Origin of the sequence: Flavobacterium sinopsychrotolerans, assembly GCF_900110375.1 — a bacterium.
GTDB lineage: Bacteria > Bacteroidota > Bacteroidia > Flavobacteriales > Flavobacteriaceae > Flavobacterium > Flavobacterium sinopsychrotolerans.
Map to the genome: position 1 here is coordinate 105,112 of NZ_FODN01000005.1, position 20,064 is coordinate 125,175.

Here is a 20,064-nt window from a genome sequence, read left to right on the forward strand (position 1 = left end):
AGATTAAAAATTCAATTTCTGGAAGCTTTCAAAAAGAAATACTCGCACTATACTTCTCTATTTTTATTGATTTCGTCCCAAATTGGCGCATTCATAACACCAATATTCTTTGGATGAAAAACAGGATTTTGACCCTCTTTCTTTTGTTTTTCATAATCTTTTAATGCTGCAAAAGCTGGTTTCTGTAACAGCAGAATTGCAATAATATTACACCAAGCCATAATCCCTACACCAATATCACCAATATTCCATATTAATTTTGCTTCATTGACACAGCCATACATAACAACCACTATCATAACAATTTTTAATACTCGGTTAAAAATGGGAGAATTTATTTTTCTAGTCAAGTACGAAATATTAGTTTCAGCAATATAGTAATAAGCCAAAATAGTCGTAAAAGCAAAGAAGAATAAAACAATTGCCACAAATAAAGAGCCAAAACCAGGAAAAACACTATTCATAGCACTTTGTGTAAATCCTGTTCCAGCAGTAACGTTCTGCGCTCCTTCGTATAAAAATTCAGTTGCGCCATTTGCACCTAAAACTGGGTTTTCGACATTATATTTACCTGTAATTAATAACATAAAACCTGTTGCACTACAAACCAATAGCGTATCAATATAGACTGAAAAAGACTGGACTAAACCTTGTTTAACCGGATGCGAAACATTTGCTGCAGCAGCAATATGTGGTGCAGTTCCCTGTCCCGCTTCATTAGAATAAAGTCCTCTTTTTACACCCCATTGAATAGCTAATCCAATAACAGCTCCAAAGCCCGCTTCCTGACTAAAAGCACTTGTGAAAACCAAAGAAATAACGCCAGGAAGCGCTTCGAAATTCATCCCAATTATTACTAATACAATCAAAAGATAACCAATAGCCATAATAGGAACCACCACTTCAGTCACTTTTGCAATTCTTTTTACTCCGCCAAAAATAATCGCTCCAAAGACAGCAGCAACAATGACAGCGGTAATTCTGGAGTCAAGATTAAAAGCATTGTTCAAACCGTCAGCCACCGAATTCGATTGTATACCCGGTAATAAAACACCTGCTGAAATAACGGAAACTATGGCAAATAAGACGGCAAACCACTTTACGCCCAATCCCCTTTCGATATAAAAAGCGGGACCTCCGCGAAACTGTCCCAAATGTTTTTCTTTATAAATTTGTGCAAGAGTGACCTCAACAAAAGCAGTACTCGCTCCTAAAAAAGCAACAACCCACATCCAAAATAAAGCACCAGGACCTCCAAAAGTTATGGCTGTAGCCACTCCGGCAATATTTCCCGTACCAACTCTTCCTGCCAAAGACATTGATAAAGCTTGAAAAGAAGAAACTCCAGATTCTGAACTTTTTCCATCAAACAACAAACGGAACATTTCCTTAAGATGCCGCAATTGAAGAAAACGTGTCCGAATAGAAAAATAAAGCCCCGTTCCTAAGCACAAAATTATTAAAGGTGTACTCCAAACTATTCCATTTATCATCTTGATAATCTCTTCCATATATTCAATTTAGATTAATAATCTCAAAAACTAATTTTTATAAAACTATGTCATTAAGCTAAAGAAAACTAACTAAGAGCCATCTAAAACCTTACTAAATACTTAAACCACTTAAAAACAAAAGATTGAAAAAAGCATTGTTTTTACTCAAAAGGAGAATTTGCCCTACCCTTTTTCTTATTCAAAGGAAGAATTCCACTTCTATTCAATTAAAAAAAAATGCTCTATTCGATTGAATAGAGCATTTTCCTGTCTTTAATAATTATAATTCAATAGCACAAACTATTATTCTTTTCTCCACTTTTTTGATTCTTCAAAAACATGTTCTAGAATTGCGGCTTCTCTTTCGTCAAAATCTACGTTTCTGCGACTCATCACCAATCGAGCCGTCTCAAAAGCTTTTTTAGTTATATACGTGGTAAAACCGGAAGCGCCACCCCAAGAAAAACTCGGCACAAAATTGCGAGGAAATCCGCTGCCAAAGATATTAGCGCTCACTCCTACTACCGTTCCCGTATTGAACATCGTATTAATTCCGCACTTGCTGTGGTCTCCCATCATCAATCCACAAAACTGAAGTCCCGTTTTAGCAAAACCTTCCGTTTCATAGCTCCACAATTTTACTTCTTCGTAATTATTCTTTAGATTAGAATTATTACTGTCCGCTCCAATATTACACCATTCCCCAAGAACAGAATCTCCTAAAAATCCGTCATGCCCTTTATTTGAATATGCAAAAAGCACCACGTTTTTTACTTCACCACCAATTCTGGAATAGGGTCCAACGGTTGTGGCACCATATACTTTTGAAGCCATTTTTACTTGTGCATTTTCGCACAAGGCAAAAGGTCCTCTAATTACGGAACCTTCCATTATTTCTGAATCTTTACCAATATATATAGGACCTGCAGAAGCATTTAAAGTAACAAATTCTAATTTTGCCCCTTCTTCAATAAATATGTTTTCCGGCGCAATAACATTGACACTTTTTGGAATGGGTTGTGATTTTCTATCCTCAGTCAGGTATTCAAAATCCTCTCGAATCGCAGCATCATTTTTAGAAAAAATATCCCAAGTATGTTCCACTGTTATGCAATCATCAGTATATTCAATAATTTCATAGGTATCAAAATCTACTTCTTCCTGCTCCTCATTTGTATAAAAAGCAATCACTTCATCGCCTTTAAAAATAGCTTGATTCGGTTCCAGATTACTAACCATCTCCGCTAAAACATCATTAGGAAGAAAGGAAGCATTTATCATTACATTTTCCTCTAATTCTACCATTGGAAATTTCTCTGACAAATATTCCTCCGTCAACGTAGTTGTAGTAGAGCCCAGACGTATTTCCCATTTTTGACGAATCGTCATGATTCCAATAAGAATATCCGCAACAGGACGTGTGAAAGTAAAAGGCAATAAGGCGTTCCGAGCGGGACCGTCAAAAAGTATGTAATTCATTTATAAAGTTTCAAAGTTAGCAATCCCGAAGTTTCAGGACAAAGTTACAAAGTTTTCAAATAAATTAAATAAAAAAAAGCCTTCCAAAAGGAAGGCTTTGATGTATTTAAAAACAAGTTAAAATTATTTAACGTGTTTAGCGTATTTAGTTTTGAATTTATCAATACGTCCTGCAGTATCAATAAGTTTAGATTTACCTGTGTAAAAAGGGTGAGAAGTTCTAGAGATCTCCATTTTTACAACTGGGTATTCAACACCATCAACTGTTAATGTTTCTCTTGTATCTGCAGTAGATTTAGTGATAAAAACTTCGTCATTTGACATGTCTTTAAATGCAACTAATCTGTAATTTTCTGGGTGAATTCCTTTTTTCATCTTGTTAATCTTTTTTATTTGTTAATTATAATTTGTCTTGAAGCTTTTCTTCTAACAGAAAAGGTATAAACTCCTTATAACTTTTTGTTTTACAATATTATTTTGAGTTTGCAAATTTACAATTATTTTCCAATAAACAAATCTTTGCATCACTTTTTTTATATAATCGTAAAAAACGATTTTTAGCTCCGAATATATTGGGAATTGTTATATTTGTGGATTAATTCTAAAACAACAACAATGATAAATGAAATTATTAAAAAGAATGGAATAACCTTTGGAGTAACAATTGGAATTGTTTCTGCATTAATTACTTCAACAATTTACGCTATTGATTTAAATTTGTTTACTTCTTGGTGGATTGGAGTTTTAAGTATTTTGGTTTATCTTACATTGGGAATTGTTTTACTTTCGAAAACAAAAAAAGAACTGAACAATGTTTTCTCTTTCAAGGATGCTTTTACGACTTACTTCATAGCTACACTAATAGGTATTTTAATTTCAACTCTTTTTAATGTTCTTTTATTCAATTTCATTGATCCTTCTGCTAAAGAGACTTTAAGTGAATTAATGATTAAATATACTGTCAATATGATGCAAAAATTTGGAACACCAGCATCAGCCATTAACGAAGCTATCGCAAAATTAAAAGAAAACAATCCTTACTCTACATTAGAACTATTAAAAGGATCCGTTTTTAGTATTGTTTTTAGTTCAATTTTCGGATTAATTTTGGCAGCATTCTTTAAAAGCAAATCTACACAAGAATAAAATTAATGAATTTATCTGTACTCATACCGCTTCTTAATGAAGAGGAATCGCTTAATGAACTTTACAATTGGATCATCAAAGTGATGCAATCTCATAATTATACGTACGAAATCATTTTTCTGGATGATGGAAGTACCGATAATTCATGGTCTATTATAGAAGGATTTGCCCAAGAAAATCCTCATGTAAAAGGCGTTCGTTTCATGAAAAATTTTGGAAAATCACAAGCGTTGCATGCTGGTTTTGCAAAAGCACAAGGCGATGTCATTATTACTATGGATGCTGACTTGCAAGACAGTCCAGAGGAAATTCCGGGATTGTACGACATGATTACCAATGGGAAATATGATTTAGTTTCCGGATGGAAAAAGAAACGCTACGACTCCGTAGTGGCTAAAAACTTACCTTCTAAATTATTCAATTGGGCTGCGAGAAAAACATCAGGAGTGGAATTGAATGATTTCAATTGCGGATTGAAAGCCTACAAAAATATTGTGGTAAAAAATATTGAAGTTTCGGGTGAAATGCACCGATACATTCCGGTTTTGGCAAAAAATGCCGGTTTTGGAAAAATTGGTGAAAAAGTAGTACAGCATCAAGCCAGAAAATATGGTGAGACCAAGTTTGGTATGGAACGTTTCATAAATGGTTTCTTGGATTTAATTACCATTTGGTTTCTTTCCCGTTTTGGGAAAAGGCCCATGCATTTATTTGGCGCCATGGGATCGTTAATGTTTATTATTGGGTTTATGCTTGCCGGATATATTGGTGTTTCAAAACTTTATCACATGTATAATGACATGCGCTATAGTCTGGTAACGAATAATCCTTGGTTTTACATCGCACTAACCACAATGGTTTTGGGAACACAATTATTTTTGGCTGGATTTCTTGGCGAAATAATTTTGCGAACAAAAAATAACGAAGAGCGCTATAAAGTGTCAACCGAGGTTAATTTTCTATAGTTTCAACTAAGACTAAATGTAAAATAATAGTTCTCGTTTGCACAATGCCTAGCCCTGATAATAGCGGCATCCTTTTCTAGCCCTGAACTTGTTTCAGGATCCTGAAACAAGTTCAGGACTAGAAAAGATATAGCGAATAGCAGAAAATAGCTCCTAAAAAACAAAAACAACATTACTTAAATTTTAAAAAAAATTAAAAGTAAAAACAGACATAAATGGATATCAAACAAAACATTTTGGATGCGGTAAACGAATGGCTTACCCCAACATTTGACCCAGCAACTCAGGAAGCTATTAAAGAATTGATGACTACATCACCGAAAGAACTGGAAGAGAGTTTTTATAAAAATCTTGAATTTGGAACCGGTGGAATGCGCGGTGTTATGGGTGTAGGAAACAATCGCATCAATAAATATACGCTTGGAAAAAGTACGCAAGGACTATCAGATTACATGCGTACTGCATTTCCTAATCAGCCTTTGAAAGCAGTTATTGCTTACGATTGTCGTCATAATAGCGATACATTGGCCAAATTAGTTGCAGATGTTTTCTCTGCCAATGGAGTTGAAGTGTATTTGTTTTCGGATATGAGACCTACTCCAGAATTATCATTTGCTGTAAAACATTTAGGCTGTCAGTGTGGTATTGTTCTTACTGCATCACACAATCCGCCAGAATATAATGGATACAAAGTGTATTGGGAAGATGGCGGACAAATTGTCCCTCCAGAAGACGAGGGGATTATCAATGTTATCGAGAATTTGAATTACAACCAAATCAAGTTCACTGCCAATGAAGACTTGATACATTATATTGATACGGAAGTTGATGAAGCTTTTATCAAATCGACTATCGAAAATGCGAGTTTTGGAACTTCGGCTGCAGCCAAAAAAAATCTAAATATTGTTTTCACTTCTTTGCACGGAACCTCTATAAAATTAGTTCCTGATACTTTAGCGCAAGCGGGCTATTCTAATGTGAACATTGTGGAAGAACAAAGAGTACCGAATGGTGATTTTCCAACCGTTAAATCTCCAAATCCAGAAGAACCGGAAGCATTGACGATGGCGTTGGCATTAGCTGATAAAACCAATTCGGATATTGTGATTGGAACAGATCCTGATTGTGACCGTTTAGGTGTTGCTGTTCGAAATAACGAAGGGCAAATGATTTTACTCAACGGAAATCAAACTATGATTTTGATGACTGCTTTTTTATTGGAACAATGGAAACAAGCAGGAAAAATCAATGGCAAGCAATTTGTAGGTTCTACAATCGTTTCGACACCTATGATGATGGAATTAGCCACAAATTATAATGTAGAATGTAAAATTGGTTTGACAGGCTTCAAATGGATTGCCAAGATGATTAAGGATTTTCCTGAGTTGGAATTCATTGGCGGCGGTGAAGAAAGTTTTGGATACATGGTGGGTGATGCGGTTCGTGATAAAGATGCTGTTGCGGCTACTTTATTAATTTGCGAAATTGCGGCTCAAGCCAAAGCCAAAGGAAGTACCGTTTATAAAGAATTACTTAATTTATACATTGACAACGGATTCTACAAAGAACATTTAGTTTCACTGACTAAAAAAGGAATGGATGGTTTACAGGAAATTAATCAGATGATGATTGACATGAGAGAAAATCCATTGAAAGAAATCAACGGCCAAAGAGTCATTATGGTCGAGGACTACCAATCTTCCATAGCTAAAAACCTTTTGGACGGATCTGAGTCTACTATGACGATTCCTAAATCGAACGTATTGATTTATTACACCGAAGACGGTTCTAAAATTTGTGCCAGACCAAGCGGAACAGAACCAAAAATAAAATTCTACATCAGTGTAAATGCTGAATTGTATTCAGTAGAAGATTTTAAAGAAGTAGAAAGCACCTTAAATAATAAGATCCAAAATATTATTGCATCAATGCAATTGAATTAATTAAAAACAAAATTGATTTTTCAGACAGACCTGATGAGTAGAGAACTCATCAGGTCTTGATGACAAAAAAACAACTTAAATGGACGCAAATTTCAAAAAAATTATTCCTTTCACAAACCCATATCGTTCTCATGTGATTTGGAATGTTATATTCAATATTTTTTACGCACTGTTTAGCACCTTGTCGTTTATTGCATTAATCCCAATGATGGATGTACTTTTTGGCACTAGTGAAAAAATCAATAAAAAACCTGTTTTAGAGTCTATTTTTGACATCATCAAATTTTCTAAAGAATACTTGTATTACAACATCACACTTCTGACAGAAAAGAATGGTCCTGAATTTGCCTTACTTTTAGTTATAGCCATAGTAAGCATCACTTTCCTATTTAAAAATCTATTTAATTACTTAGCATCCAATCATTTGATGCATCTTAAAAATGGTGTACTAAAGGATTTAAGAAATTCAATGTACCACAAAATCATCAACTTACCTGTTTCCTACTATTCCGAAAAAAGAAAAGGTGATATTATGGCTAGAATGTTAGGTGATGTAAATGAGGTTCAAAATTCTTTTTTTTCTATCTTAGAATTAATTGTTAAGGAGCCAATGACCATCGTATTCACGCTTGTTGGTATGATTGCAATAAGTTTCAAGTTGACCTTGTTTGTCTTTATTTTCATTCCTCTTTCAGGACTATTAATATCAAAGATTGGTAAATCCCTGCGCAGCAAATCCGAAAAAATTCAATATGAAAACGGTTATTTAATTTCGATTGTAGAAGAATCGTTATCAGGACTAAAAGTTGTTAAAAGTTACAATGCCGAATCAAATTTTAAACAAAAATTTAATGATTCAGTTACCCGAGTTTTAAAACTGTCTAACAGTATAGGAAAAAAAAACAACTTAGCTACACCTTTGAGTGAGTTCTTAGGGATCATTACTATTTGTGTATTGCTTTGGTTTGGTGGTAAAATGGTACTTGTAGACACATTACCTGATGGAAAAGCATTACTTGATGGAGCAAAATTCCTAGCCTACATGGGTCTAGCGTACAACATCTTAACTCCTGCCAAATCCATTTCTAAAGCCTCTTATTCGGTAAAAAATGGACTAGCAGCAGCCCAACGTGTTTTTGAAGTTTTAGAAGTAAAAAATGAGATTACAGACAGCGAAAATGCAATTAAAAAATTAACCTTTGAAGACAGTATAACAATAAAGAATATTAATTTCAGATACGAAGACGAGAACGTTTTAAAAGACTTTTCACTTGAAGTTAAAAAAGGTCAAACAGTCGCTCTTGTAGGACAATCCGGTAGTGGAAAAAGTACCATTGCCAATTTATTGACGCGTTTTTATGATGTAAATGAAGGCACAATTGCTATCGATGGAATTGATATCAAAGAGATGAACCTACATTCCCTTCGTGATTTAATGGGATTAGTTACCCAAGACAGTATTTTGTTTAATGATACTATAAAAGCCAATATCTCTCTTGGGAAATTAGACGCAACTGATGAAGAAATTGTTGCAGCATTGAAAATCGCCAATGCCTATGAATTTGTAAAAGACTTGCCATTAGGAATTCATACTAATATTGGCGACAGCGGTAACAAACTTTCCGGTGGACAAAAACAACGTTTATCGATTGCTAGAGCCGTTTTGAAAAACCCTCCAATTATGATTTTGGATGAAGCCACTTCAGCATTGGATACGGAAAGTGAAAAATTCGTTCAAGTAGCTTTGGAGAACATGATGCAAAACAGAACATCAATTGTGATTGCGCACCGTCTGTCCACCATTCAAAAAGCAGATTTAATTGTGGTAATGCAAAAAGGAAAAATTGTTGAACAAGGAAAACATGAAGAACTCATTGCAATGAATGGCACGTATAACAAATTAGTTACCATGCAATCTTTTGAATCATAATTTATGATTGTAGGTTTTTGATTTAAGATTTTTTTTCAAGTGTAAATCTTTGAATAATTTTATTTTTAATTTCTTTAAATCTAAAAAATGTATATCAACAATCCAAACATAAAGCTTCCTGAAGATCCAAATACTGTTGTTTGGAAATACCTGGACTTATCTAAGTTTTTAGATTTATTAATGTCTGGAAAATTATTCATGTCGCGATCCGATAAATTTGAAGATCAATATGAAGGTACTTTCAGCGAACCTACTTTTGAGGAAATAAAAAAACTTTCCATTGACAATCCTGACTTTTTAAACTATTATAAAACACATCGGGAAAAAGTAGCGATTAGCAGCTGGCATATCAATGAATACGAATCGTTTGCCATGTGGCAGATTTTTACGCAAAACACTGAAGGTTTGGCTATTCAATCCACAATTGGACGTTTGCAGCAATCGCTTGTTCCTGAAATAAATTTCAAACAATATATCGGAGAAGTAAATTATATTGATTACAAAAAAGAATACATTCCGTTTGACGATATGTTTTTTCCTTTTTTATTCAAACGAAAAAGTTTTCAATATGAAGGCGAAGTACGCATCATCACAGACATTGGCAAAAGCGATATAAAAATCAATGAGGGATTGAAAATCAATGTAAATATCAATCAGTTGATCGAAAAAATATACATTCATCCCAAATCCGAAAACTGGTATAAAAATCTGGTCATCCAATTAGTAAAGCAACTAGGATTTGATTTCACTATAGAAAAATCAGATTTAGAAAGTGATATTTTGATATAAAATTAATGCTGCTAAACTGGCTCGTAACCAATTATTTTCCATTCCTTTTTTGATAAATCGATATAGTAATAATTCACCACATCTTTCTTATCAAACTCTCCGTTTTTATTGGTATCCTCAACCGTTCTGTAGTACAAACGATTATTAGAACCAATCAATTTCCAGTCGATTAATTCCTGAAAATCATACGATATCTTCGTGAATTTCTCGCCGCTGATTTCGCTTAAATACAAGGCTTTAATATCACTTGTGTCTAATTTTCCGTCTTTATTCGTATCCATATCAACCATCGTATACACCATAATCTGGTTATTGGTTTTATCAGCAACCGACTTTAAATACGTAGCTGTTTGAATCAAAACAGGTTTGTCTGTCAATTTTCTGATGGAATCCGAATCAACTTTTTGAAATTTCAAATTCTGCAAAAAACCGGTGATTTCAAATTCGCCATAATTAGATATAGTAAAACTCAAATCATTCACGCTGGAAGAACCATATCTCGATTTTATTCCTTTCTCACGAATGCTTAAATCCGCAATAGGATGAATCAAATAATCCGTTCCTTCCATTTGAAGTGGCAAATCGGAAATTTGTATCTGACTTGAATCAGCTTTCGCAATTTCTTTTGCTCTGCTCGTTCCATCGTAAGTAACTTTTGGTTTTTCAACTTCTTCCTTACAACTCGTTAAAAACAAAATTGCGATTCCTATTAATGTAATATGTAGCTTTTTCATGTTGTTGTACTATTAAAATTCAAATGTAATCATTTTTAAAAATGGTAATGGCATTCGATACTTGATTTTAACGAATTAAAATTGGGTTAAACTTTAGTAATTCTTAACGATTATAACTTCGCAGTCAATTTTACATTAAAAACTCTGGTGGTCATATAATTGGGAATTGCATATTGATTTTTAGAATATACATCCCGAACCCAAGTATTTGTAATGGCATTTTGATTGTCAAAAAGATTAAAAATTTCCAATCCTATCGCTAACTCTTTAAAGTCCTTGAACCAACCTGTATCCTTTTTTATTGTAGTGTTATCTATAAAAACTTTAGAGAAACCCACATCCACTCGGCGGTAATCATTCAATCTGTTTTGGTACAAATAAGGATCAGCATACGATGGCGAACCGCCCGGCAATCCAGTATTGTACACCAAATTCAAATACAATTTTATACTTGGAATATTAGGCATGTAATCTTGAAACAAAAGCCCAAATTTCAATCTTTGATCTGTAGGTCTGGCAATATATCCTTTATCATTACTGTTTTCTTCTGTTTTCAAATAGCCAAAACTAAACCACGATTCTGTTCCGGGAACAAATTCCCCATTCAAGCGAACATCTAATCCTTGTGCATACCCTGTTGCACTATTGTTGGCTGCATATCGAATGCGAACGTTGTCAATCGTGTATGTATTCACATCGGTCAGCGATTTATAATACAACTCCGAAACCAACTTGAAAGGACGATCCCACATCTTAAAACTATACTCATTCCCAAAAACAAAATGTACCGATTGTTGCGCTTTGGTATTGGGCTGTACCACCCCATCCGCATCTCTCAACTCTCTGTAAAATGGCGGCTGATGGTACAATCCCCCCGAAAGTCTAAAAACCATATCTTTCTGCCAATCTGGTTTTATGGCAAATTGTGCTCTGGGACTAAATGTGATTTGGGACTTCCCCGATATAGTGGAACCTATAACCTCCCAGTTATGAAAACGTACTCCGGCATTATACCAAACTTCATTTGCACCAATATTCGATTTTAAACTCCACTGACCATATCCTGAAAATCTATTGATGGAGTTAAAATTTGTCGCTCGTATATTTTGGTACGGAACAAGCGGACCAGTGTAAGGCGAATACGGCTGATCATTTTTAGGCAAATCAATAATGGGTGGATTCAATGAAAAACCGGCCGAATCAATAACCTCCCACTCTATTATTCTGTCACGAATAGATTCTCGTGTATATTTTACTCCCCATTCAAATTGATTTTCTTTCCAATCGTGAAATCCTTTTATCTCTGTATTTACAATCAAGGCATCCAAATCGTTTCTGGCATGACTCAGCTGCGATCCAATTCCTCTCGTAAAAGCAACTTCTCCAAAAGTTTCGGAACCAATACTGGAATCCACTTCGCCTAGACGATATTGTGCAAAAATATCAAAATATTCTTGTTCCAAAGTCTGAAAAACAGAACCGATAAATTTCAAAGTGAAATTATCAGAAACATTAAAGGTTGTTTTTAAAGCTCCAAAATACGTATCGTATTTGTCCTTTTCCTGACCTTCATAAAAAACAGTCAGTGCCATAGGATTATCTATGGTTCCAAAATTAGTCTGTCTCGTTAATGGCTGATATTGGTATTTATTTTGAGAAATATTCCCCAGAAAACTCCATTGCCATTTGGCCGAAGCTTGATAGTTTATATTGGTTTGAATATCCGCAAACGACGGTGTAAAATTCGTTTGAGTTTCTTGGCTGTTCACCAGAAGACTGTTGTTGCGGTATCGAACTCCTGTAACCGCAGACCATTTTTTATCTTTAGAAACAGCATCAACAGAAAGGCTTCCGCCAAGGAAACTCGCTTCAAGGCTTGCGCCAAATTTAACCGGTTTTCGATACGTAATATCTAAAACAGACGATAGTTTATCTCCAAACTTCGCTTGAAAACCTCCCGCCGAGAAATCAACATTTTGCACTAAATCCGTATTGGTAAAACTCAACCCTTCCTGTTGTCCCGAACGAATCAGAAACGGACGATAGACTTCAATTTCATTTACATAAACCAAATTTTCGTCATAATTTCCACCACGCACAGCGTATTGCGTACTCAATTCATTATTAGAATTTACTCCAGGTAAGGTTTTTAAAATGTTTTCAATTCCGGCATTTGCTCCAGGAATTTTTCGAATCATTTCGGGCTCAATTGTAGCAACACCCTGAATCAACTTTCGGTTATTCGATGTCACAATAACTTCTCCCATTTGTTCCTCATGATCACTCATAACAGTATTGAACTCCTTTTGTTCATTGGAATCCAAAGAAAAAATTATCGTTATTTTTTTTAACGAGACATGTGTAAAAACTAACGTTACATTTTGGTTCGCGGGAACTTTTATATCGTAAAATCCATTTTGATTGGATTGAGTACCAATACTCGAATAAGAAACATTTACGTTTTCTACCGGTTGATTGTTTTTGTCTAAAATAACTCCTTTTATCCTAGCCGTTTGGGCCAATAAAGCTAGCCTTGCGAAGCAAAAAAAGAAAACAAAAATTAATTTATTAGTATTCAAGTGATTTGGTTTTTATTTTTTTTGACTTCTAAAAAAACGAGTTTCAAAGGTAGTTGAATTTCCTACATTATCCGTGACAACAACTTTTAATTCATTGGCACCATCAACAGCAATTCCATCAGTGAAATAATGGGTTAGTTTTCTGGTTTTGTTATCATATTCAAATAAGATCCATTTTCCGTTTAAATAGCCATTATATGATTTTATACCTGACACGTCATCGTAAATAGAAAGCTGAATTGTTTTTTGCTCGCTGATCCATTTCCCTTCTACAGGAATGGCAACACTTACTTTTGGCGCAACCGTATCAGAAACCAAAGCATATTTGCCTAAAATTTTAACCTTTGTATTAAAGACGCTGTCTTTTCTATAGGTTGGATTGTAACTTACTTTTTTTCCTTCGATTCTACCAATGAACATTTTTTCTCTTTGCGCTTCAGTCGATTTTGTATCTTCAATTGAAACCGTAAAATTAGTGTGAGCAGGAACCGTATCGTCGTGTAAAAACAAGGTGTCATTTTTTACATCAAAATTCAAATCAAAATCTTCATAAAAAGTTCCTGCAGGAAAGAAAACCGACATATTCGATAAAGCAAAATTGCTATCTTTATTAGCTTTCACAAAATAGTTCGATTGCACTGGCTCAGGACTTATTATTGTAGTCAATAAATCATATTGAACAGGAATGGCTATTGTTTTTTTATTTCCAAAGAAATCAGAAACTTCTATGCGATACAGCGAGGCTAAATTTGGCGTTACCTGCAAAACACCTTTGTTTTCATCGGCCTGAATAAAGCTCAAATTATAAGGTGTTTTCATGAATAATTTCTGAACGCGTTGTTGCATTTTCTTATATCTCGAATAATCAATCAGCGCATTGATGTAGCGCATATCGTCAAATGAATACGTATTGAATTCATAACCGAAATTTGGTTTCCCATTATAAAAAGACTGCACTTTATACACCCCGTTATTATTAAACGAAACATCATCAGTATCATAAGCGGAGATACCAAAACCGATTGAACCATTTGTTACTACTTTATCCGATAAATAGGTACCGTCTTTTTGTAAAGAAACATTCAGTAATAAAGGTCGTTTCGAATGATTGACCGTAGTTTTTGCATCCAAAGGATACACATAAACTCCTGAAACAATTGGCTTCTTAGTGTCTTTTAAAAATTTATTGAATCCAAAAAGCATTGGATTGATTATAAATTCTGTTTTAGTATCACGAAATTCAAAATGCAGATGTGGTCCTTCTGAAGCTCCTGAATTTCCAGAAAAAGCAATAATTTCTCCTTTTTTTACCACCATTTCATCAGGCTTCAAAAACATTTCAATTTCAAATGATTTTTCTTTGTAATGCGTTTTCTTGATGTAGTTTTCTATTTCACCGTTGGCTATTTTTAAATGCCCATAAACGGAAGTAAAACCATTCGGATGGTTGATGTAAATTGTTTTTCCGTTGCCAAAAGTAGATATCTTTATTCTTGACACATAGCCATCGGCCACGGCATACACTTTTAATCCTTCTTTTTGTTGGGTTCTTAAATCGAAACCTGCATGAAAATGATTGGGTCTCAATTCCCCAAAATTCCCGGATAATTGCATCGGAATATCTAAAGGAGATCTAAAATAATCTTTTGGATAATCAACTTGTGCAAAAACAGTAGTACAGAAAAATAAAAAATATACAGAAAATCTCATGGTTTACATTTTTGCTAAGATAAAAAAAAGTATTGAAAACATGCTTGAAAAAAAAATTCATAACCATTTGTCCAACTGATATTTAATTTATTTAATGCAAAAAAAATAATAAAATATTGCAAAATTAAAAAGGAATACTAACTTTGTATGATTATGTAATGAATAGGATATATAATGAGTGCAATTGCAGAAATTATTGATACTCTTGAAAATAAAGTCGAAAAACTTTTTATTAAAATGAAAAGTTTAGAGAAAAATAATCAAGATTTGACAAACGAATTAACAAAAACTGCATCCATAATACAAACTCAGTCACAAGAGATTGAAGCGCTAAAAACGCAGTATGAAACACTCAAAGTAGCAAATACATTACTAGGCAGTGACGATAATAAAAGAGATACGAAGCTTAAAATAAATTCATTAATTCGCGAAATTGATTACTGTATAGCACAGCTATCAGATTAATAAAAGATATGGACGAAAAGCTTAAAATTAAAATATCAATAGCAGACAGAGTCTACCCATTAACGGTTGATCTATCACAGGAAGAAGGCCTTAGAAGCGCTTCAAAAAAAATTGATAAGATGATAAAGCAATTTGAAGAAAATTATGCTGTTCGTGACAAACAAGATGTTTTGGCAATGTGTGCCTTGCAATTTGCCTCCCAAACAGAACAAAAACAAATTGACAATACCATTGATGGAGAAGCAACCATTGAAAGAATTAAAAAAATCAATGCGATTTTAGATCAATATCTCGACAAATAAACGTTCTTTACAAAAACTAAGATACTGCCTACATTAGTTCACATTTGGTAAACTCAACACTAACAATTTAGAATGAGCAAATCTTCGTTACTATAGCAAGCCAATTCAGTTTGGAAGCTTGAACAACGAGTTAGCTCAAAACTTGTCTTTTCGAGTTTATTCAATTCACTCTAATGTAGGCTTTTTTATATATAAATTTTAACAACCATGGACAACATATTAACGATTATTATTTCAGGAATTATAGGTATTGCGGGAGGTTTTGCTATCGCCAAACTGATAGAAAAAAGCAATATTTCAAACTTAATTAAAAATTCAAAAAAAGAAGCAGCATCCATTTTGAAAGATGCAAATCTAGAAGCTGAAAACATAAAAAAAGATAAAATTCTTCAAGCAAAAGAGAAATTTATCGAATTAAAATCAGAACACGAACAAGTTATTTTATCCCGTGATAAAAAAGTTGCTGAAATAGAAAAGAGAGTTCGCGATAAAGAATCTCAAATTTCAAACGAATTATCAAAAGCTAAAAAAGTAAATGATGATTTTGAAGCAAAAACTTTAGAATACAGTACTAAAATTGAAAATTTAGATAAGAAACAAGCTGAAGTTGACAAATTACATAAAAGTCAATTGCAACAGTTGGAAGTTATCTCTGGTTTATCTGCTGAAGAAGCTAAAGATCAATTAGTAGAAGGACTGAAAGCGGAAGCAAAAAGCAAAGCAATGTCTCACATTCAAGACACTATTGAAGAGGCGAAATTAACGGCACAACAAGAAGCTAAAAAAATCATCATCAATACCATTCAAAGAGTTGGTACAGAAGAAGCAGTAGAAAACTGTGTTTCGGTATTTAACATTGAATCCGATGACGTAAAAGGTAGAATCATTGGTCGTGAAGGTAGAAATATCCGCGCACTGGAAGCAGCTACCGGAGTAGAAATCATTGTTGATGATACCCCTGAAGCTATTATCCTTTCTTGTTTTGATCCTGTACGTAGAGAAATTGCGCGTTTAGCATTACATAAATTAGTAACTGACGGAAGAATTCACCCGGCTCGTATTGAAGAAGTAGTTGCAAAAACTGCTAAACAAATTGACGATGAAATTATAGAAGTTGGTAAACGTACCGTTATCGATTTAGGAATTCACGGATTACACCCTGAATTAATTAAAGTGGTAGGACGTATGAAATACCGGTCTTCTTACGGACAAAATTTATTGCAACACTCGCGAGAAGTTTCTAAGCTTTGTGGAATCATGGCTGCTGAACTTGGCCTAAACGTAAAACTGGCTAAAAGAGCTGGTTTATTACACGATATTGGTAAAGTTCCAGATGCCGAAAGCGATTTACCACACGCATTATTAGGAATGCAATGGGCTGAGAAATACGGTGAAAAAGAAGAGGTTTGCAACGCAATTGGAGCACACCACGATGAGATTGAAATGAAATCATTATTGTCGCCAATTATTCAGGTTTGTGATGCTATATCAGGAGCAAGACCAGGAGCAAGAAGACAAGTATTGGATTCTTACATTCAACGTTTGAAAGATCTTGAAGAAGTAGCTTATGGATTCAGCGGTGTGAAAAATGCTTATGCCATTCAAGCCGGTAGAGAACTTCGTGTAATTGTGGAAAGCGAAAAAGTTTCGGATGAAAATGCCGCTAACTTATCTTTTGATATCTCACAAAAAATCCAAACGGAAATGACCTATCCAGGACAAGTTAAAGTAACTGTAATTCGTGAAACAAGAGCAGTGAATATTGCTAAATAATTTTTTGAATTTTACATATAAAAAAACTTCTCAGTGATGAGAAGTTTTTTTTGTACTATAAGCGAATCACTTTAAAAGATACTTTGTTGTCTATAGAAACCTTTTAATTAATCATTCAAACTGTCGTTAAAAGTGATTTTAAAAGTAGTTCCTACTCCTACTTCACTTTCGACTGAAACCGTACCTTTCATCGATTCAATCTGGTTCTTTGTTATGTACAAACCAAGACCATGGGCTTCCTTATGATTGTGAAATGTTTTATACATCCCAAAAAGAGAATCACCATGTTTTTTCAAATCGATGCCCAAACCATTGTCGGAAATTGATACCGTTTTCTTTCCGTTTTCTAATGAAAAAGTAAATTTTATAACAATTGGTTTTTCTGGATTTGAATATTTTATGGCATTTGTTGTTAAATTCAACAAAATACTTTCTAAGTAGGCTGGATTAAAATCAACAAAAACACCATCCGGAATATCATTTATAATAGTGACCTGATTCTGATTCTTTAAATCTCGAATCAAATCCAATGTCTTATTCAAATATAAATTCAACTCTAAAGATTTAATTGGAATATTCGAATTGCTTTGTATTTGGACTAATTGAGTTAAATTTACTATCGTTTCGTTTAAGTCATTCGATACTGTTCTCAGATAAGACAACATTTCTTTATTGGTCTCTAAATCATCCTCAGAATCAATAAAATCTAATATCGATTTGATGTTTCCCGCCTGAGTATTTAGATTATGGGATACAATATGTGAAAAATTCAATAGCCTACTGTTTTGCTGACTATATAATTCCATTGTTTTTATTAACTCTAATTCTTTTTCTTTTTGGGAGGAAATATCAGTGTGCGTACCTATAACTCGAAGTGGTTTCCCATTATTGTCACGTTCAATGACTTTCCCTCTGTCCAAAATCCATTTATATTTTCCACTTGAAGTTAAAACACGATGGTAATTTTCATAAAAAGGTGTTTTATTGTCTAAATGATCCTGAATTTCAGAATAATATTTTGCTAAATCATCTGGATGCACAATTTCATCCCAACGTTCCGGATTATCAAAAATGTCCAACGATTCCTGTTCGAGGATTTTCATCGATTGCGAAGAATAAAAAACTTTATTAGTTGTTAAATCCCAATCCCAAACTCCTGCTGTTGAAGCTTCAAGAGCAAATTTAAAACGTTCTTCAGATATTTTAAGTTTGGTTTCCTGTTCTTTTAAATCGGTTATATCAGAAATTCTTCCATAAAAAGCCACATTCCCATTCGGATATAATTCCGGTTTTGATGAAACTTTTAGCCATCGCAATCCCTTTTCAGGTAATAAAACCCGAAACTCAAAATCCCATCTTGTAATGTTTCTTTTTGCATCTACCAATGACTGAAAAAACGATAATCGATCCGCTTCAAATATCCTTTCATAGACTTTGAATTTGTCACTATCCGAAAAATGATCTGAAGACAACTCAAAAAAATCCATCACCGATTTACTCACTATCGGAAATAAATAGGTATTGTCAGGAGCAATAATAAATTCAAAAATCAAATCTGGAATTTCTTTAAATAATTTAGTGTAAAAATTATTCATCTCTTGGCAATTTTCGTTTTGGGAAAAATCAAAAACCATAGCAACTTATTATATCATTTATATAAAATAACAATTTATAGGATATTTTTAATTAAACCATTAAAAAAACTATATAATAACAAAAATTTAATGAGATATTAAGACAAATAGTTAGAAATGCCATTTTAAGTTCAATCCGTGACTCTTTTCATTCTTCAATAACTTGAAATATAAATGAACCAAAATGTTATTTTCTGGGATGAAATGAATTTAGAACTTGCGTCAGAAATGTTCTGTCAAGATGCACATATATTTCTGTTGTAGTGATGGATTCATGACCGAGCATCAACTGAATAGAACGTAAATCAGCTCCATTTTCTAAAAGATGAGTTGCAAAAGAATGCCGTAAAGTATGTGGACTTATCCTTTTATTCAATTCAATTTTTACCGCTAAGTTTTTAATAATGGTAAAAATCATAGCACGTGTCAGTTGTCTCCCTCTTCGATTTAAAAAGAGCGTATCTTCAAACCCTTTTTGTATAGTAGTATGTGTTCGAATAGAATGCTGATATATCTGGATGTATTTTTGGGTTAAATCACCAATAGGCACAAAACGCTGTTTATTTCCTTTTCCGGTTATTTTAATAAAACCTTCCTCAAAGAATAAATCGGAAATTTTTAAGGCCACTAATTCGGAAACCCGAAGCCCACAACCATAAAGGGTTTCGAGCATGGCACGATTGCGCTCCCCTTCGTTAGTGGCTAAATCAATAGCCGCAATAAGATTATCAATCTCATCTACAGACAAAGTATCCGGAAGTTTTCGACCTGTTTTGGGAGTTTCAATTAGTTCTAAAGGATTGTCTGTTCGATAATCTTCAAAAATCAAGTAACTGAAAAAACTTTTAAGACCCGAAATTATTCTGGCCTGTGAACGCGGATTAACCTGTTTTGAAACATCATAAATAAACTGCTGCACTGTTTCTTCTCCAATTTGAACTGGCGAAACTTCTATTTCATTTGTACTCAAAAAAAGACACAACCGCTCGATGTCAAAAGAATAATTCTCTATGGTATTCTTAGACAATCCACACTCAATTTTTAAGTATGATTGATAGCTTTTTATGTAAGTGTTCCAGTTCATGATTACAAAGAAACGCTTTTTTTTAGGCATAAAAAAAC

Annotated in this window: 16 protein-coding genes; 8 read left to right on the top strand and 8 right to left on the bottom strand. The window is 33.7% G+C overall.

Annotated elements, in window-relative coordinates:
* Nucleotides 1–47: 47 nt before the first annotated feature.
* The 3 genes from BMX64_RS10430 to BMX64_RS10440 all read right to left on the bottom strand — a co-directional run bounded on the left by BMX64_RS10430 (nucleotide 48) and on the right by BMX64_RS10440 (nucleotide 3,347).
* Nucleotides 48–1,511, bottom strand: a complete 1,464-nt coding sequence (locus tag BMX64_RS10430; protein WP_091171547.1) for an alanine/glycine:cation symporter family protein — start codon at nucleotides 1,509–1,511, stop codon at nucleotides 48–50.
* Between the two features lie 285 nt (nucleotides 1,512–1,796).
* Nucleotides 1,797–2,972 (bottom strand): GlmU family protein, encoded by a 1,176-nt coding sequence (locus BMX64_RS10435; RefSeq protein ID WP_091171551.1) that lies wholly within the window; start codon nucleotides 2,970–2,972, stop codon nucleotides 1,797–1,799.
* A 123-nt stretch (nucleotides 2,973–3,095) separates the two neighbouring features.
* Nucleotides 3,096–3,347, bottom strand: coding sequence for a type B 50S ribosomal protein L31 (locus BMX64_RS10440; RefSeq protein WP_039109118.1), 252 nt, complete (start codon nucleotides 3,345–3,347; stop codon nucleotides 3,096–3,098).
* A gap of 240 nt (nucleotides 3,348–3,587) precedes the next feature.
* Here BMX64_RS10440 and BMX64_RS10445 point away from each other — a divergent pair, with 240 nt between their 5' ends.
* From BMX64_RS10445 to BMX64_RS10465, 5 genes are all read left to right on the top strand, one after another.
* Nucleotides 3,588–4,118 (top strand): DUF4199 domain-containing protein, encoded by a 531-nt coding sequence (locus BMX64_RS10445; RefSeq protein WP_091171555.1) that lies wholly within the window; start codon nucleotides 3,588–3,590, stop codon nucleotides 4,116–4,118.
* A gap of 5 nt (nucleotides 4,119–4,123) precedes the next feature.
* Nucleotides 4,124–5,083 (top strand): glycosyltransferase family 2 protein, encoded by a 960-nt coding sequence (locus tag BMX64_RS10450; protein WP_091171560.1) that lies wholly within the window; start codon nucleotides 4,124–4,126, stop codon nucleotides 5,081–5,083.
* A 215-nt stretch (nucleotides 5,084–5,298) separates the two neighbouring features.
* Nucleotides 5,299–7,026: a phospho-sugar mutase gene (locus BMX64_RS10455; RefSeq protein ID WP_091171566.1), complete on the top strand. Its 1,728-nt coding sequence runs from the start codon at nucleotides 5,299–5,301 to the stop codon at nucleotides 7,024–7,026.
* A 79-nt stretch (nucleotides 7,027–7,105) separates the two neighbouring features.
* Entirely contained in the window at nucleotides 7,106–8,956 is a 1,851-nt protein-coding gene (locus BMX64_RS10460) for an ABC transporter ATP-binding protein (RefSeq protein ID WP_091171570.1), read from the top strand.
* Between the two features lie 87 nt (nucleotides 8,957–9,043).
* Nucleotides 9,044–9,745, top strand: a complete 702-nt coding sequence (locus BMX64_RS10465) for a hypothetical protein (protein WP_091171574.1) — start codon at nucleotides 9,044–9,046, stop codon at nucleotides 9,743–9,745.
* Between the two features lie 11 nt (nucleotides 9,746–9,756).
* Here BMX64_RS10465 and BMX64_RS10470 read toward each other — a convergent pair whose 3' ends face one another.
* From BMX64_RS10470 to BMX64_RS10480, 3 genes are all read right to left on the bottom strand, one after another.
* The gene (locus BMX64_RS10470) at nucleotides 9,757–10,479 is read right to left on the bottom strand and encodes a hypothetical protein (protein WP_091171577.1); all 723 of its coding nucleotides are present in this window, start codon (nucleotides 10,477–10,479) and stop codon (nucleotides 9,757–9,759) included.
* A 110-nt stretch (nucleotides 10,480–10,589) separates the two neighbouring features.
* The gene (locus tag BMX64_RS10475; RefSeq protein ID WP_091171581.1) at nucleotides 10,590–13,058 is read right to left on the bottom strand and encodes a TonB-dependent receptor; all 2,469 of its coding nucleotides are present in this window, start codon (nucleotides 13,056–13,058) and stop codon (nucleotides 10,590–10,592) included.
* 12 nt (nucleotides 13,059–13,070) lie between these two features.
* Complete coding sequence (locus BMX64_RS10480; protein WP_091171586.1) at nucleotides 13,071–14,768, bottom strand: M23 family metallopeptidase; 1,698 nt, start codon at nucleotides 14,766–14,768, stop codon at nucleotides 13,071–13,073.
* A gap of 174 nt (nucleotides 14,769–14,942) precedes the next feature.
* Between BMX64_RS10480 and BMX64_RS10485 the strand changes: the two genes are divergently transcribed.
* The 3 genes from BMX64_RS10485 (at nucleotide 14,943) to rny (ending at nucleotide 17,308) form a co-directional block, all read left to right on the top strand.
* Nucleotides 14,943–15,233, top strand: a complete 291-nt coding sequence (locus tag BMX64_RS10485; protein WP_091171590.1) for a hypothetical protein — start codon at nucleotides 14,943–14,945, stop codon at nucleotides 15,231–15,233.
* Nucleotides 15,234–15,241: 8 nt separating this feature from the next.
* On the top strand, nucleotides 15,242–15,535 hold the full coding sequence (locus tag BMX64_RS10490) for a cell division protein ZapA (protein WP_091171592.1): 294 nt from the start codon (nucleotides 15,242–15,244) through the stop codon (nucleotides 15,533–15,535).
* Nucleotides 15,536–15,742: 207 nt separating this feature from the next.
* The gene (gene rny / locus BMX64_RS10500; protein WP_091171595.1) at nucleotides 15,743–17,308 is read left to right on the top strand and encodes a ribonuclease Y; all 1,566 of its coding nucleotides are present in this window, start codon (nucleotides 15,743–15,745) and stop codon (nucleotides 17,306–17,308) included.
* Between the two features lie 107 nt (nucleotides 17,309–17,415).
* Here the strand turns inward: rny and BMX64_RS10505 are convergent, their stop codons facing one another.
* Both BMX64_RS10505 and xerD read right to left on the bottom strand, forming a co-directional pair.
* Nucleotides 17,416–18,903, bottom strand: a complete 1,488-nt coding sequence (locus tag BMX64_RS10505; RefSeq protein ID WP_244273282.1) for a PAS domain-containing sensor histidine kinase — start codon at nucleotides 18,901–18,903, stop codon at nucleotides 17,416–17,418.
* A 226-nt stretch (nucleotides 18,904–19,129) separates the two neighbouring features.
* A complete protein-coding gene (gene xerD, locus BMX64_RS10510) occupies nucleotides 19,130–20,026 on the bottom strand; it encodes a site-specific tyrosine recombinase XerD (RefSeq protein ID WP_091171818.1) in 897 nt (298 codons plus the stop codon).
* Between the last annotated feature and the right edge of the window lie 38 nt (nucleotides 20,027–20,064).